This window comes from Mycobacterium sp. 1165178.9 (genome assembly GCF_001673555.1).
Classification (GTDB): domain Bacteria; phylum Actinomycetota; class Actinomycetes; order Mycobacteriales; family Mycobacteriaceae; genus Mycobacterium.
In genome coordinates this window covers 1-14,625 of sequence record NZ_LZMB01000131.1, presented here as the reverse complement: position 1 = coordinate 14,625, position 14,625 = coordinate 1, and the positions used below count along the sequence as shown (strand labels likewise).

The following is a 14,625-nucleotide window of genomic DNA, read 5'->3' as shown; positions in this document are numbered from 1 at the left end:
TGGACGCGCCGAGCCCGCACGTCGACTGGTCGGCGGGCTCGGTGTCGCTGCTGACGGAGGCTCAGCCTTGGAAGACGAACACGGTTTTGCCCGCGGGCGTCGCGGTGCCCCGGATGACCGATCCGGTGGGGTCGTCGTTGGCCAGCTCGTCCAGCCCGGCCAGCAGCCGGTCGCGGTCGCCGCCGATGACGACGGCGCGGTGCTCAAACGTCGCGCGGCCCGCCAACGACCACCCGACATCGGCGACGCCGAGATCACCATGCGCGCGAACGTATTCGGCCAACCGCGCCGCCTGCGCCGCCAAAGCCGACGGCGACTTCGCCGACACCGCCCACGGAACCACCGGACGCGCCGGTGCGGCCTCCCGCCCGGGCTCAGGCGGAGCGGCTTCGACGATGACGTGGGCGTTGGTGCCGCTGATGCCGAACGACGACACGCCCGCGCGCCGCGGGCGCTCGGCCCGCTCCGTCTTCCAAGGCTGAGCCTCCGTCAGCAGCGACACCGAGCCCGCCGACCAGTCGACGTGCGGGCTCGGCGCGTCCACGTGCAGCGTCGCCGGCAGCGTCGCGTGACGCATGGCCTGCACCATCTTGATGACGCCGGCAGCCCCGGCCGCGGCCTGCGTATGCCCCATGTTCGACTTGATCGACCCCAGCCACAGCGGCTCGCTGCGATCCTGCCCATAGGTGGCCAGCAACGCCTGGGCCTCGATCGGGTCACCCAATGTGGTGCCGGTGCCATGGCCCTCGACGACGTCCACGTCGGCCGCGGACAGCCCGGCATTGGCCAGCGCCGCACGCACCACGCGCTGCTGCGAGGGACCATTGGGCGCGGTCAGCCCGTTGGAGGCGCCGTCTTGATTGACCGCCGAGCCGCGAACCACAGCCAGCACTGGATGCCCCAGCCGCTGCGCGTCCGACAGGCGCTCCACCACCAGCATGGCCCCGCCCTCGGACCAGCCGACGCCGTCGGCCGCGCCCGCATAAGCCTTGCACCGCCCGTCCGGCGCCAGCCCCCGGTGCCGGCTGAACTCGACGAAGACCGTCGGCGTGGCGTTCACGGTCGCGCCGCCGGCCAGGGCCAGGTCGCACTCCCCCGAGCGCAGCGACTGCACGGCCATGTGTAAGGCCACCAGCGACGACGAACACGCCGTGTCCACCGACACCGCTGGGCCCTCCAGCCCCAGCACGTAGGACACCCGCCCCGAGGCGACGCTGGAGGTCATGCCCGTCAGCCGGTAGCCCTCGATCTCCTCGGCAAGCATGCCGTAACCCTGGACGATGAGCCCGGCGAACACACCGGTGGCGCTGCCGCGCAGCCCGCTGGGGTCAATCCCGGCCCGCTCCAACGCTTCCCACGACAGTTCGAGCAGCATCCGATGCTGCGGATCCATCGCGAGCGCCTCGCTCGGCGCGATGCCGAAGAAGGCCGGATCGAAATCCGCGACGCCGTCGACAAAGCCACCGGTGTTCACGTAGCACTTGTGACGCGCGTCGGGATCCGGGTCGTACAGGCTCGCCACGTCCCAACCACGGTCGGTGGGAAACTCCGAGATCACGTCGCGGCCGTCGGCGACCATCTCCCACAGCGCCTGCGGACTGTCCACCCCACCCGGAAAGCGGCACGACATACCGACGATCGCGATCGGCTCGTTCGACCGCTCCAGCAGCGCACGGTTGGTGCGCTTCAGGCGCTCAACCTGGACCAGCGCCTTACGCAGCGCTTCGGTCGCATGCTGGAGTTGATCAACCATCCCAAACCTCGCCTAACCCTCACCTAACGGCGTGCGGCCGTCTTTCACCGCCGGATGCGGCTTTCGCCGAGTGACGGAATGTGCTGCACGAGGCGACGCCGTTTCCCGTTCGACCAGCGTCGTGCTGCTCTCCGACCCAAGAATATTGCTGGTGAGTATGTCCAACTCCGACTGAATTTCAAAACGTCCGCTGCTGCCGGCCGCTACGGGAGGACCGGCATGGACCGGTGCGCCGCGCCGCGCAAAGAAAGTGTTACGCCGGGTGCCCGGTGTGAGCGCTGGACGGCGGTGCGCTGGAAACATGGCCCGATGTCCATGGCGCGACTGTACCCGGCCGGCCATAGCCGGTGGTCAGGCGCACGTCGCGGACCGTTGGGCGCAGCGTCGGGGTCGGCCTGCCCGAGGCGGACGAGGTGGTCACACACCCGCTCGGCGCCATCCGTCGGCGGCCCGGGCGGCTTGGATCAGCGCGTCGCATAGCTGGCGTAGCTCGCTGGTCCCTGCGCCTTCGTCGACCGCCGTGGCAACGTCCTCGGCCGCGCAGCGCACCTGATAGACGCGGTCCGACAGGTCTGCGGCCTCGTCGGCCGACAGCACCACGGCGTCGTCGGGCACCGCTGTCGCGCCGTTGCGGTTCAGCGAGGCCCGTTGTTCGTACGCGCGCTGCCGGCACGACTGCCGGCAGTACTGGCGGCGGCGACCCATCCCCGCATCGGTGACGTCTCGGCCGCACCAGCGACAGGGCTGCGGGTGGATGCGGCGGCTCACGCCTGCCGACTTTAGTCGGGTTTTCTCAGTGACCCCGGTATCATTGATGGTCGCGTCGCGTACGCCGGCTTCGGCCGGGGAACTGCGCAGATTGCCGCAGCGTTTGCTAAATGAAGAGTTTGGGGCCGAAGAGCTCCGAGAAGACCTAAAGGAGTAGCAGCCATGGCTGATCGTGTACTGAGAGGCAGTCGCCTCGGGGCCGTGAGCTACGAGACGGACCGCAACCACGACCTTGCCCCGCGTCAGCTCGCGAAGTACCGGACCGAGAACGGCGAGGAGTTCGAGGTTCCCTTCGCCGACGACGCCGAGATTCCCGGCACCTGGCTGTGCCGTAACGGCCTGGAAGGCACCCTGATCGAGGGTGACCTGCCCGAGCCGAAGAAGGTGAAGCCGCCGCGCACGCACTGGGACATGCTGCTGGAGCGTCGCTCGGTCGAGGAGCTCGAGGAGCTGCTCAAGGAGCGCCTCGAGATCATCAAGACGCGTCGTCGGGGCTGACCCTCGTATCGAGCCGGGCCGGCCGTGCCTAGGTGCGGTTGTCGGCCCTGGTGGGCCGGGCACCCGACCGCCGGCCCTGGATGCCCCAGCGGGTGACCTTGACCAGGGCTTCGCGGATGTTTGATCCGCTCATCTTGGATACGCCGAGTTCGCGCTCCGTGAACGTGATGGGTACCTCGGCGATGGTGAACCCGTTGCAGATCGTGCGCCAGGTCAGATCGATCTGGAAGCAATAGCCCTTGGAGTCCACCCCGGCGAGATCGATCGCTTCGAGGACCTCGCGGCGATAGGCGCGATAGCCGGCGGTGATGTCGTGCACGCCGATGCCGAGCGCCAGCCGGGCATAGGTGTTGGCCGTCCAGGACAGGGCCCAGCGCCGCTTCGGCCAATTGCGGACCGTGCCGCCCTCGACGTAGCGCGACCCGATGGCCAGATCCGCGCCGGCGTCCACGGCGTCCAGCAGGCGGTGCAGCTGTTCGGGCGCGTGGCTGCCGTCGGCGTCCATTTCGACCAGGACGGAGTAGTCGCGGCTCAACCCCCATGCAAAACCCGCCAGGTACGCCGCGCCCAGACCGTTCTTGGCGGTGCGGTGCATGACATGCGTGCGGCCGGCGTCGGCCGCCGCCAGCTCCTCGGCGAGCTGACCGGTGCCGTCGGGGCTGCTGTCGTCCACCACGAGCAAGTGCACGTGCGGGCACGCTTCCTTGAGGCGCCGGTGGATGACCGGGAGGTTCTCCAGCTCGTTGTAGGTGGGGATGATCACCAAGACGCGCTGGCTGGGACGATTGCCTGGGACTTGGGGCGCCGGCTGGCCGGTGGTCATGTAGCTCCTCTGTGTCGCCCGAAATCGAAAAAGTATCGGCCGTCCTGGTCGGACGGGGTGTGGTCAGTCGCCGTCGTCTGCCGGCGTGCGGTCCCGAGGGTCGGGCTCAGTATCTGAGTCGTGCTCGTCGGGCGGGGGCTTGCCCGGGCTGGCACCGGCCCCCTTGGATCGGCGTGTGGATCGCAGACGTACCGAACGCGGGAACCATCCATTGTGCCGTATCCCGACCAATATCACCGCTCCGGCCGCCAGGACTATGACCCACTGCAGCAGCGGCCCCCACCGCGTCGCCGGGGTCAGCCTGGTCTTGAGTCGCACCTGCATGTCCAGATAGGCGGGCTGGAAGAACTCGGTGCGGGCCAGCTCGCCGCCGTCGGGGGCCACCACCGCGCTGATCCCCGTGGTACCGGCCACCACCACGTACCGGTCGTGCTCGACGGCCCGGACCTTGGCGAACGCGAGCTGCTGCTCGCTCATTCTCTTGTTGAACGTCGCGTTGTTGGCCGGCACGGCCAACAACTGGGCACCGCCGAGCACCGCTTTCCTCGGGACCCGGTCGAAGATCACTTCCCAGCAGGTGGCGACGCCGACGGGCACCCCCGCGATGTGCACCACATCTGAGCCCTGGCGGGGCACAAAGCTTCCGGCGCGGTCGGCGTAGCCGGAGAGGTGCTTGAACAGCCACGGCATCGGCAGGTACTCGCCGAAGGGCTGCACGATCTCCTTGTCGTGGCGATCGGCCGGACCGGTGCTCGGATTCCACACGATCATGGTGTTGGTGTAGTTCGGATCCTGCGGCGGGCGTCCCGGCACGTCGAGCACGCTGCCGATCAGGATCGGAGCGCCGATGGCCGCCGCGGCCTGCGAGATTTCCAGGGCGGCGTCGGTGTTGACCAGCGGGTCGATGTCCGACGAGTCTTCCGGCCAGATCACGAATTGCGGTTGGGGGGCGGCCCCGGAACGCACGTCCTCGGCCAGCCGCAGGGTTTCCTGGATGTGGTTGTCCAGCACCGCGCGCCGCTGTTCGTTGAATTCGAACCCCAGCCGCGGCACGTTGCCTTGGATGGCCGCGACGGTGACCGATGGCTCGCCACCCGACCCGGTTCCGGCGTGGCGCACCTGCGGCCAAACGATGACCGACGCGAACAGCACCAGGCAAATGCAGACGCCGGGTAGCACCACGGCGGGCGGCGCCTGATCCGGATCGTCCGCGCGTCCGCCGTCGGCCGCGCGTGACGCCGGGTGACCCGCGTGCCACAACTTCGCGATCTCCAGCGCGATGGCCGTCGCGCTGAAACCGACCAGCATGATCGCCATGGACAGCAGCGCAACCCCGCCGAGGTGGACGAGCGGCAGGAACGGACCGTGCGTCTGACCGAATGCCACCGATCCCCAGGGGAACCCGCCGAACGGGCCGATCGACTTGAGCCACTCCTGGGCCGCCCACAGCAGCGCGAACCAGAGGGGCCAGCCGGGCAGCCCGCGCACGGTGGCGGCGCACAGCCCGAACAGGGCGGGAAACAACGCCGACACGGTCGCGAGCGCGATCCACGGGATGGGGCCGACCAGGAGCCCGACCCATGGCAGCAGTGGCAGGTAGAACGCCAGCCCGAACAGGAAGGCGTAACCCAGGCCGCCGGCCGGCGTGGTCGCGGGATGCGTCAGCACCCACGCCAGCAGCGCGGCGGCCACGACGGCGCCCCACCACCAGTTGAGGGACGGGAAACTGGCGCAGAACAGCAAGCCGCCCCCCACGGCGCAGCTCAGTCGGGTCAGGCGGGGCAGCATCGCGGCCTGGGCGCCGGGCAGCCGCGCGATCACCGCGGCAAGCAACCCGGTTGCCGCGCCCCGCGCCGCGGTCCCCAGCTGACCGCCGGACCGCGCGTGTTCCGTGGGCGATGCGGGCTGTTCGTCCCGGCCGTGCTCGTTGTGCGCTTCGGGATCGGCGTGGACGTCGACGGGCTGGTCGTCGCGGTCGGACTCGGCCTCGTCGCTGATCGGGTCGGTGTCCGGCCGTTGCGGCAGGTCCGCGTCCACCGCATCGGTTCGGTCCGCGGATTCGTCGCGGCCCGACCGACCCCTAGCCATGGATGACAGCGCCCCGATGCACCGTTCGTCGGCACCGCGGTAGGGCGTCGCCCGGACCCAATCGCGGCAGCGCGGGCACTCGCGAACGCGGGTCGGTCGACCAGCGCTGGACGGTATCGCGCGGGGCGAGCACCTCCAGGTCTCCGGCATCCCAGATGACGTACGAGGCCGGCGCTCCCGGCACCAGGGTGCCCGTGTTGCCGTCGCGGACACCGGCCGCCCGCCAGCCGCCGCGGGTTGCGGCTGCGAACGCCGCCCGCGCCGAGACCCCACTGCCCGGGGTGCGGTGGTTGACCGCTGCGCGCACACTCACCCACGGGTTGAAATCCGTGACCGGAGCGTCGGAACCTAGCGCGAGGGGCACGCCTTGGGATGCTAACAGCGCGAAAGGGTTGAGCCGACTGCCTCGCGGGGCACCGAGGCGCCGCGCGTACATGCCGTCGGCGCCGCCCCACAGCGCATCGAAGTTGGGCTGCACGCTGGCGATGACGCCCCACTGGCCCAGCTTGGCGGCCTGATCGGCGCTGACCATCTCGACATGCTCGAGGCGATGTCCGCAACGCGCGACGGCGACCGGCCCGAGGTCGGCGACGACGCGCTCGAGGGCATTCACCACCGTCGCGACCGCGGCGTCCCCGATGACGTGGAACCCGGCGGTGACTTCGGCCTGGGTGCAGGCCCGCAGGTGCGCCTCGACGGCGTGGGACTCCAGATAGCAGGTCCCGGTGCGATCCGGCGCATCCGTGTACGGCTCGTGCAGCCAGGCGGTGCGCGACCCCAGTGCCCCGTCGACGAACAGGTCACCCGCCAGCCCGCGGGCTCCGGTCGCCGCCATCAGCTCGCGCGCCTGGGCAGGGCTGTCCACCGGCTCACCCCAATAACCGATCACCTCGACGCCATGGTCGAGAGCCCGCAATTGCAGCCAGTCGTCGATCCCGCCGATCTCGGGGCCGCCGCATTCGTGCACCGCGACAATGCCCGCCGCAGCGGCGGCCCGCAGAGCCGCGGCACGGGCTTCGGCGAGCTGGCCGACCGTCAGCCGGTCCCGGGCAACGGCCCGCACCAGATGGTGCGCATCGCCGACCAGTGGCCCCTCGGCGCTGAAACCCGCCGCGGCCGCAAGGTCCCCTGCCAGCCGTCGCAATCCCGTCGACGCTTGCGCGGAGTGCACGTCCACGCGGGCCAGGTAGGCGGGCCGGTCACCGAGGACGGCGTCCAGGTCGGCGGTGCTGGGCGGGGCGTTCTCCGGCCACGACGTTTCGTCCCAGCCATGCCCCCACACCGGCTGGCCGGGGTGCGCGGCGGCGTAGTCGGCGACCATCTGCAGGCACTGGGCGTAGGAGGCTGCCGAACGCAGGTCCAGCCCGCTGAGCGTCAGCCCGGTGGCGGTGAGATGGATGTGGCTGTCCACGAACCCCGGAGCCAGGAAACCGCCGTGGAGATCTTCGACATCGGCGTCGGGAAACATGCGGCGGCCGACCTCGTCGGCGCCGAGCCATGCGACGACGCCGTCGCGGACGGCCATCGCGGTCGCGTCGGGTTGGGCGGGGCTGTGCACCCGCCCGTTGACCAGCAGGGTTACCGGTGCGGGGCTAGCGGTCACTATCGGTCACAGCCCAAAACTACGTGCACCGGTCCCGGTAGCGACGTCGATGATCAGATGATGACGCGCCGCGTCAGGGGCCGTCGAATCGTTGCGGCCGTGCCGGCGCCTCGACGTCGCGGACATCGATGACCTCGCCGTCGATGTAGTCGCCGTAACCGGCGCCGGAGTAGGCCCCATCGGAGGGGGGCGGGTAAGGCTCCCCGCGGAAGGCGCTCGCGTAACTGAGTCCCGGCATCTGCCGCTGCAACTTGCGCACCGCCATGGCGGTCAACCCGGGGCCGACGGCCGACCGTACCGACGGGATCAGCAGCAACAGGCCCAGCGCCATGCTCACCAGGCCGGGCACGAGAACGAGGAGCGCGGCCAGGCTGAGCAGCGCACCGTCGCCTGCGGCAGCGCGTTGTCCGGCCAGACCCGAGCGCAGTTGTCCGATCCTGCGGATGAGGCGCGAACCCGCCAGCGGGGCCACAATCCCCCAGCCGAGCAGGAAAGTGGCCAACAGCGCCAGCAGGGTCCAGCCCCATCCGATCGTCGACACCAGCGCGAAGATCACCGCGAGTTCGACGACGGCGTAGATCAGGAGCGGCCGCGACACCATGTCAGACCAACGTCCAGCGATCACGCCTGAGTTCCCGTGGTGCTCGCCCGTGTGATTGCAGTTAGATGACGCTATGACGACGATTCACATCGATACCCCCGAAGGACCCATCGATGCATTACTGAGCACCCCGCCGGGACAGGGTCCCTGGCCGGGCGTGGTAGTGATCCACGATGCATTCGGTTACGGCCGGGACAAACAGTCGATCAATGACCGCATCGCGGCGGCAGGTTATCTGGCGGTCACCCCGAACATGTATGCCCGCGGTGGCCGCATCCGCTGCATCACCCGCGTCATGAAGGAGCTGCAGACGCAGCGTGGCCGCGCACTCGATGACATCCTGGCCGCGCGCGATCACCTGAAGGCGATGCCGGAATGTTCCGGCCAGGTCGGCATCGCGGGCTTCTGCATGGGCGGTCAGTTCGCTCTTGTCATGTCGCCTAAGGGCTTTGGTGCCTCCGCGCCGTTCTATGGCGCTCCCCTGCCCCGCAACCTCGACAAGACGCTCGACGGTGCATGCCCGGTGGTGGCCAGCTTCGGCGCCCGCGACCCGCTGGGCCGCGGTGCGCCCGAGAAGCTGAAGAAAACCATCGCGGCCAAGAACATCACCGCCGATGTGAAGACCTATCCGGGCGTCGGGCACAGCTTCGCCAACGAGTTGCCCGCCCAGCCGCTGCTTCGCATAGCGGGTTTCGGCTACGACGCGGACGCCACCGAGGATGCGTGGCGGCGGGTGTTCGCGTTCTTCGGCGAGCATCTGGGAGCCGGCGCCGCGACGTAGTTAGTGCGCAGCGTTCAGCTTGTGCGACAACACCGTTGCGAACGTGTGGGTATCGCCGGGCCAACGCGCCGACATATAACCGCCGTCGTCGACGACGAATGCGGGTCGCGAGTCGGTCGGCGTATCGCGCGCCATTCCCGAGGTTTTCAGCCGCCAGTGCGCTGATCCGCGAGCGACGTCACGGAAATCATTGGGATCCTCAAGCGCGCGTGTGACTTCCGACTGCACGGACATGTGCCCGTCGGGCTGGCCCGGTTCCTCGGTATAGGTCCGGTAGTAGTCGCGATCCCAGAACCGGGTGAATCGAGTGAGTCGCCAGGCCAACCGCTCCATTGCCCAGGTCAACGCCGTGGTCTTGCGTCCGTACAGGACGGACCGGCCGGTTTTGGGATCGATGCTGCGCGCGGCGAGGAGCACCCCATGACAGATGGCGGCCACCACCAGCCCCCGGCCGAAGGCCTCCACGACCAGCCGGTGCAGGACGTCGCTGTCGATGTAGCTGCGCATCCCGCGGGCGCGGTGCCCACCCGGCAACAACAGCCCGTCGACGCCGTCCAGGGTGGCTTGCGCCCAGGTGACAGGATGCTGAAACTCGTTGGAGCGCACCATCTCCCGATAGGCGCTGCGCCCGGTCTTGTTGGCGCGCAGGGTCAGCCCGATCAGCGGGATGGCGCCCAGCAGCGGCAGCGCGGACCAGATGTCCAATCCGCGGCCCGTCACCATGATGTCGTCGGCCACTCCGGGCGTGCCGGTTTCGGTCGCGAAGACCACCCGGTGGCCGCTTCGCGTCAACACCCTCCAGCTGACGGCGACCTCGGTGGGGTCGAAGTCGCGGTCCGGGATCGGGATGAGAACGGTGGCCACGGCGCCTCGGCGGTTACGCCACTTTCAGTTCGAGGCCGACGTTGTTGTCCATCCCGCCGCGCAGCTTGCTGAAGAAGTTGAACACCTTGCCGACGACGCCGTAGCGCTTGCCGATCGCGTCGTAAACGGCGGCCGTCTCCGACTTGTCGAGAATGGCCGCCGTTCCCTCGACGGCCTCGCTGGTCGGGCGGCCGTTCATGGTGCAGGTGGCCAGCGTGACCCGCGGGGTGTTGCGGATTCGCTTGACCTTCCACGATTTTTCCTGGGTGATGACCAGGAGCCGGTCCCCTCGCTGTTTGTCCAGGGCGGCCCAGATGGGCGTTGGCTTGGGCTTGCCGTCCTTGGTGAACGTGGTCAGCAGGATGTACTGCGTCTTGGCGAGATCGGCGAAGGTCGGTGTCACCAGGACAACTTACCGCCGCGACGCCCAGTGTGCGGCCAGCCGCACATTTGGCACCGAGCGTGCGGCTGGCCGCACATTCGCGTGGGGGCATCGCGTCACGTCAGCCTTCCAGGTCGCCCTCGGTTTCCAGCAGCGCCTGCCGCAGCCCGTTCAGGGTCTCCGGTTGCGGTGCCTCCCACATGCCGCGCCCGGCCGCCTCGAGCAGCCGCTCGGCCATGCCGTGCAGGGCCCAGGGATTCGATTCCGACATGAATTTCCGGTTCTCCGGGTCCAGCACGTAACGCTCGGTGAGTTGTTCGTACATCCAGTCGGCCATCACCCCGGCCGTCGCGTCGTAGCCGAACAGGTAGTCCACGGTCGCCGCCATCTCGAACGCGCCCTTGTATCCATGCCGCCGCATCGCCGACATCCAGCGCGGATTGACGACGCGCGCGCGGAACACCCGGGTGGTCTCCTCCGACAGGGTGCGGGTGCGGATGGCGTCGGGGCGGGTGTTGTCGCCGATATAGGCGGCCGGGGCCTGGCCGGTCAGCGCGCGCACCGTGGCCACCATGCCGCCGTGGTACTGGAAATAGTCGTCGGAGTCGGCGATGTCGTGTTCGCGGGTGTCTGTGTTCTTGGCGGCCACCGCGATACGCCGGTACTGCCGGTTCATGTCGTCGACAGCCTCGCGGCCTTCCAAATCGCGGCCGTAGGCGAAGCCGCCCCAGGCGCTGTACACGGCGGCGAGGTCGGCGTCGTCGCGCCAGTTGCGGCTGTCGATCAGCTGCAGCAATCCAGCGCCGTACGTGCCCGGCTTGGAACCGAAAATTCTTGTGGTCGAGCGGCGTTGATCGCCGTGCTGGGCCAGATCAGCCTGGGCGTGCGCACGGACATAGTTCTCCTCGGCGGGCTCGTCGAGGTCGGCGACCAGCCGCACCGCGTCGTCGAGCATCGTCACGACATGCGGGAAGGCGTCGCGGAAAAACCCCGAGATCCGCACCGTCACGTCGATGCGCGGACGGCCCAGCTCGGCCAGCGGGATCGACGTCAGGTTGACAACGCGCCGCGATGCGTCGTCCCATACCGGCCGGACACCGAGCAGGGCAAGGACTTCGGCGATGTCGTCACCGGCGGTGCGCATCGCCGAAGTGCCCCACACCGAGAGGCCGACAGATTGCGGCCACTGCCCGTGATCCTGGCGGTACCGGGTCAACAGTGAATCAGCAAGCGCGACACCGGCTTCCCAGGCCAGGCGAGACGGTACGGCCTTGGGGTCGACGGAGTAGAAGTTGCGCCCGGTGGGCAGCACGTTCACCAGGCCGCGCAGCGGTGACCCGGACGGGCCGGCCGGGATGAATCGGCCATCTAGGGCGCGCAACACCTGCTCGATTTCTGCGGCGGTGCCGGCGAGCCTTGGCACCACTTCGGTGGCCGCGAATCGCAGCACCGCGGCGACGTCGGCGTTGTCGGTGATCCGTTCGGCCGCATCGGCATCCCAGTCCGTCGCCTGTAAGGCGGCGATGAGCTCGCGGGCCACGAGCTCGGTTTGATCGACCGTGGTCCGGTCATCGGTGCCGTCCTCGGCCAGCCCCAGCGCCTGCCGCAATCCGGGCAGGGTGTGCTCGCCGCCGAACAGCTGGCGTGCCCGCAGGATCGCCAACACCAGGTCCAGTTGTGCCTCACCCGTCGGCTTTTGCCCCAAGATGTGCAAGCCGTCGCGAATCTGGACATCCTTGATCTCGCACAGCCAGCCATCGACGTGCAGCAGCATGTCGTCGAATGAGTCTTCTTCGGGCCGTTCGGTCAGGCCCAGATCGTGGTCCATCTTCGCGGCCCGCATCAGCGTCCAGATCTGCTGCCGGATCGCCGGCAGTTTGCCCGGATCCAGGGCGGCGACGCTGGCGTGCTCGTCGAGTAGCTGCTCCAAACGCGCGATATCACCGTAGGATTCGGCGCGGGCCATCGGCGGGATGAGGTGGTCGACCAGAACGGCGTGCGCGCGCCTTTTGGCTTGTGTGCCCTCACCGGGATCGTTGACCAGGAACGGGTAGATCATCGGCAGGTTGCCCAGCGCGGCATCCGGGCCGCAGGCCGCCGACATGCCCAGCGTCTTGCCGGGCAGCCATTCCAAGTTGCCGTGCTTGCCCAGATGCACCACCGCGTGCGACCCGAAGCCGGCATCCAGCCAGTGATAGGCGGCCAGGTAGTGGTGGCTGGGCGGCAGGTCGGGGTCGTGATAGATGGCGACCGGGTTCTCCCCGAAGCCGCGGGGCGGCTGCACCATCAGCACCAGGTTTTCCGATTGCATTGCGGCGATGACGATTTCGCCGTCGGGATCGTTGCTGCGATCCACAAAAAGTTTCCCGGGCGCCGGGCCCCAGTGCTCGGTGACCGCGTCGGTGAACTCGGTGGGCAGGGTGGCGAACCATTCGCGGTAATCCTTGGCGGACACCCGGATCGGGTTGCCGGCGAGCTGGCCTTCGGTGAGCCAGTCGGGGTCCTGGCCGCCCCGCTCGATCAGCGCGTGGATCAGGGCGTCGCCGTCGTCGGCCTCGACGCCCGGCAGTTCACCCACCCGGTAGCCGTGATCGCGCATCGCCCGCAGCAGCGCGACGGCGCTTGCCGGTGTGTCCAATCCGACCGCGTTCCCGATGCGGGCGTGCTTGGTGGGATAGGCCGAGAACACCAGGGCTACCCGCTTATCCGCCGGGGCGACATGGCGCAGCCGCGCGTGTCGCACCGCGAGCCCCGCGACCCGGGCGCAGCGTTCCGGGTCGGCGACATAGGAGATCAGCCCGTCCTCGTCAATCTCCTTGAAGGAGAACGGGACCGTGATGATGCGGCCGTCGAACTCGGGCACCGCCACCTGACTGGCCACGTCGAGTGGACTCATGCCGTCATCGTTCGCGCGCCACTGGGCGCGCGGACTGGTGAGGCACAGCCCTTGCAGGATCGGGATATCCAGGGCGGCAAGGTGTTCGACGTTCCAGCTGTCGTCGTCGCCACCGGCGGACACCGTGGCCGGCTTCAGTCCCCCGGCCGCCAGGACGGTGACCACCATGGCATCGGCGTCGCCGAGCCGTTGCAGCAGTTTGGGTTCGGCGGTGCGCAGCGACGCGCAATAGACCGGCATCGGCCGTGCGCCGGCTTCCTCGATGGCCTGGCACAGCGCCTCGACGTAACCGGTGTTGCCGGCCAGGTGCTGCGCGCGGTAGTACAGCACGGCAATCGTCGGGCCGTCGGTACCGGCGGCGTGCGGTCGCGGCAGCTCTCCCCACGTCGGCGTCACGACCGGCGGGGCGAACCCGAACCCGGTCATCAACACGGTGTCCGAGAGGAAGGCGTGCAGCTGACGCAGGTTGTCCACGCCGCCGTGAGCCAGATAGATATGCGCCTGCACGGCAATGCCGGCCGCCAGCGTCGACAGACCGGTCAATTCGGCGTCGGCGGCCTGCTCGCCGCTGACCAAGACCGTCGGCACCCCGCTGGCGAGCACCGTGTCGATGCCGCTTTGCCAGGCCCGGTAGCCGCCGAGGATCCGCACCACCACGATGTCGACGTCGGCGAGCAGGTCGGGCAGTTCGTCTTCCGAGACCCGCGACGGGTTGGCCCACCGATAGTTCTTCCCGCTGGAACGGGCGCTGATCAGGTCCGTATCGGATGTCGACAGCAGCAGGATGGTCGGCTCAGCCACCCATCATTCGTACCGCAGTGTCGCCGCGATCCGAGCGGCGACCTCTGCTCCCACCTGTCGCGAGTGCCCGCTCGTGCCCGGGACGTAGCGGTCCGCGAGGGCGTCATAGTCGGCGCCGGCGATCGACCCGTGGTCGGCGGCCAGTTCGACCACGTCCACCGGCCAGCCGACATCCTCCAGGCGGCCGGCGAAGTCTCTGCTGGCTTGCACCGGCACGACGTCATCGTCGAGGCCGTGCAGCAACGTGAACGGCGTGCCGACATCGGCGGCGTCAAGCTCGTCGGTGAGCGGCGCACCGGAGATCGGATCGGGGACCATGAACGCTCCCGCGAGACAAACCGTGTGCGCGGGAGTGAAGTCGAATCGCATCGCGCGCAGCGTCACCCCCGCCGCGGCGGCACCGCCCATCGACCACCCGACCAGCACGATGCGCTCCGCATCGGTGGCGACGTTGCGGGCGAACTCCAGCGACCGCAGCAGATCCGCCCGCCCGCCGTCCTCGGCATGGGAGTTCCAGTCGGGTGCCACCACGACGGCGCCACGTTCGGCCAGCGTCCCGGCCAGTGGGCCGACGGCGGCGCGGGCATCGGTTTGCGCGCCATGCCACAGCAAGATCGTGAATCGCGCATGCTCGCCGAAGACGTCGGCCATGCGGCCCGGGGCATATTCCACCGTCCTCACGGGCACCAGGATGCCCGCGCCGCCGCGTGTTCAATCCACGCGGTGTGACGACGCGCGCGACCCTCCCGCGATTGATCAGCTGGCGA

9 protein-coding genes and 2 pseudogenes are annotated in these 14,625 nt (G+C 69.1%); 2 read left to right on the top strand and 9 right to left on the bottom strand.

The features are described from left to right. Positions 1–64 precede the first annotated feature (64 nt). A pseudogene (locus A5652_RS06525) lies at positions 65–1,753 on the bottom strand (type I polyketide synthase); the annotation flags it as partial. 417 nt (positions 1,754–2,170) lie between these two features. Beyond that, on the bottom strand, positions 2,171–2,521 hold the full coding sequence (locus tag A5652_RS06520; RefSeq protein ID WP_082983796.1) for a hypothetical protein: 351 nt from the start codon (positions 2,519–2,521) through the stop codon (positions 2,171–2,173). A 162-nt stretch (positions 2,522–2,683) separates the two neighbouring features. Here A5652_RS06520 and A5652_RS06515 point away from each other — a divergent pair, with 162 nt between their 5' ends. Next, positions 2,684–3,019, top strand: coding sequence for an RNA polymerase-binding protein RbpA (locus A5652_RS06515; RefSeq protein ID WP_007770897.1), 336 nt, complete (start codon positions 2,684–2,686; stop codon positions 3,017–3,019). Positions 3,020–3,047: 28 nt separating this feature from the next. Here A5652_RS06515 and lnt read toward each other — a convergent pair. The 3 genes and pseudogenes from lnt to A5652_RS06495 all read right to left on the bottom strand — a co-directional run bounded on the left by lnt (position 3,048) and on the right by A5652_RS06495 (position 8,134). Beyond that, positions 3,048–5,630 (bottom strand): annotated as a pseudogene (lnt, locus tag A5652_RS06505) (apolipoprotein N-acyltransferase). 292 nt (positions 5,631–5,922) lie between these two features. After that, positions 5,923–7,455, bottom strand: coding sequence for an amidohydrolase (locus A5652_RS06500; protein ID WP_067348027.1), 1,533 nt, complete (start codon positions 7,453–7,455; stop codon positions 5,923–5,925). A 151-nt stretch (positions 7,456–7,606) separates the two neighbouring features. Then, positions 7,607–8,134, bottom strand: a complete 528-nt coding sequence (locus A5652_RS06495; RefSeq protein ID WP_067348018.1) for an FxsA family protein — start codon at positions 8,132–8,134, stop codon at positions 7,607–7,609. Between the two features lie 73 nt (positions 8,135–8,207). Between A5652_RS06495 and A5652_RS06490 the strand changes: the two genes are divergently transcribed. Further along, positions 8,208–8,915, top strand: a complete 708-nt coding sequence (locus A5652_RS06490) for a dienelactone hydrolase family protein (RefSeq protein ID WP_067348016.1) — start codon at positions 8,208–8,210, stop codon at positions 8,913–8,915. On the opposite strand, the gene A5652_RS06485 is transcribed toward A5652_RS06490, so the two are convergent. The 4 genes from A5652_RS06485 to A5652_RS06470 all read right to left on the bottom strand — a co-directional run bounded on the left by A5652_RS06485 (position 8,916) and on the right by A5652_RS06470 (position 14,539). After that, on the bottom strand, positions 8,916–9,779 hold the full coding sequence (locus tag A5652_RS06485) for a type 1 glutamine amidotransferase domain-containing protein (protein ID WP_067348005.1): 864 nt from the start codon (positions 9,777–9,779) through the stop codon (positions 8,916–8,918). It abuts the gene before it with no gap. Between the two features lie 13 nt (positions 9,780–9,792). Then, complete coding sequence (locus A5652_RS06480) at positions 9,793–10,182, bottom strand: PPOX class F420-dependent oxidoreductase (protein WP_067348002.1); 390 nt, start codon at positions 10,180–10,182, stop codon at positions 9,793–9,795. A 100-nt stretch (positions 10,183–10,282) separates the two neighbouring features. Beyond that, the gene (gene cobN / locus A5652_RS06475; RefSeq protein ID WP_067347998.1) at positions 10,283–13,858 is read right to left on the bottom strand and encodes a cobaltochelatase subunit CobN; all 3,576 of its coding nucleotides are present in this window, start codon (positions 13,856–13,858) and stop codon (positions 10,283–10,285) included. Positions 13,859–13,861: 3 nt separating this feature from the next. Beyond that, positions 13,862–14,539 carry an alpha/beta hydrolase gene (locus tag A5652_RS06470; RefSeq protein ID WP_156745187.1) on the bottom strand — a complete coding sequence of 226 codons (678 nt, stop codon included), beginning with the start codon at positions 14,537–14,539 and terminating at the stop codon, positions 13,862–13,864. Between the last annotated feature and the right edge of the window lie 86 nt (positions 14,540–14,625).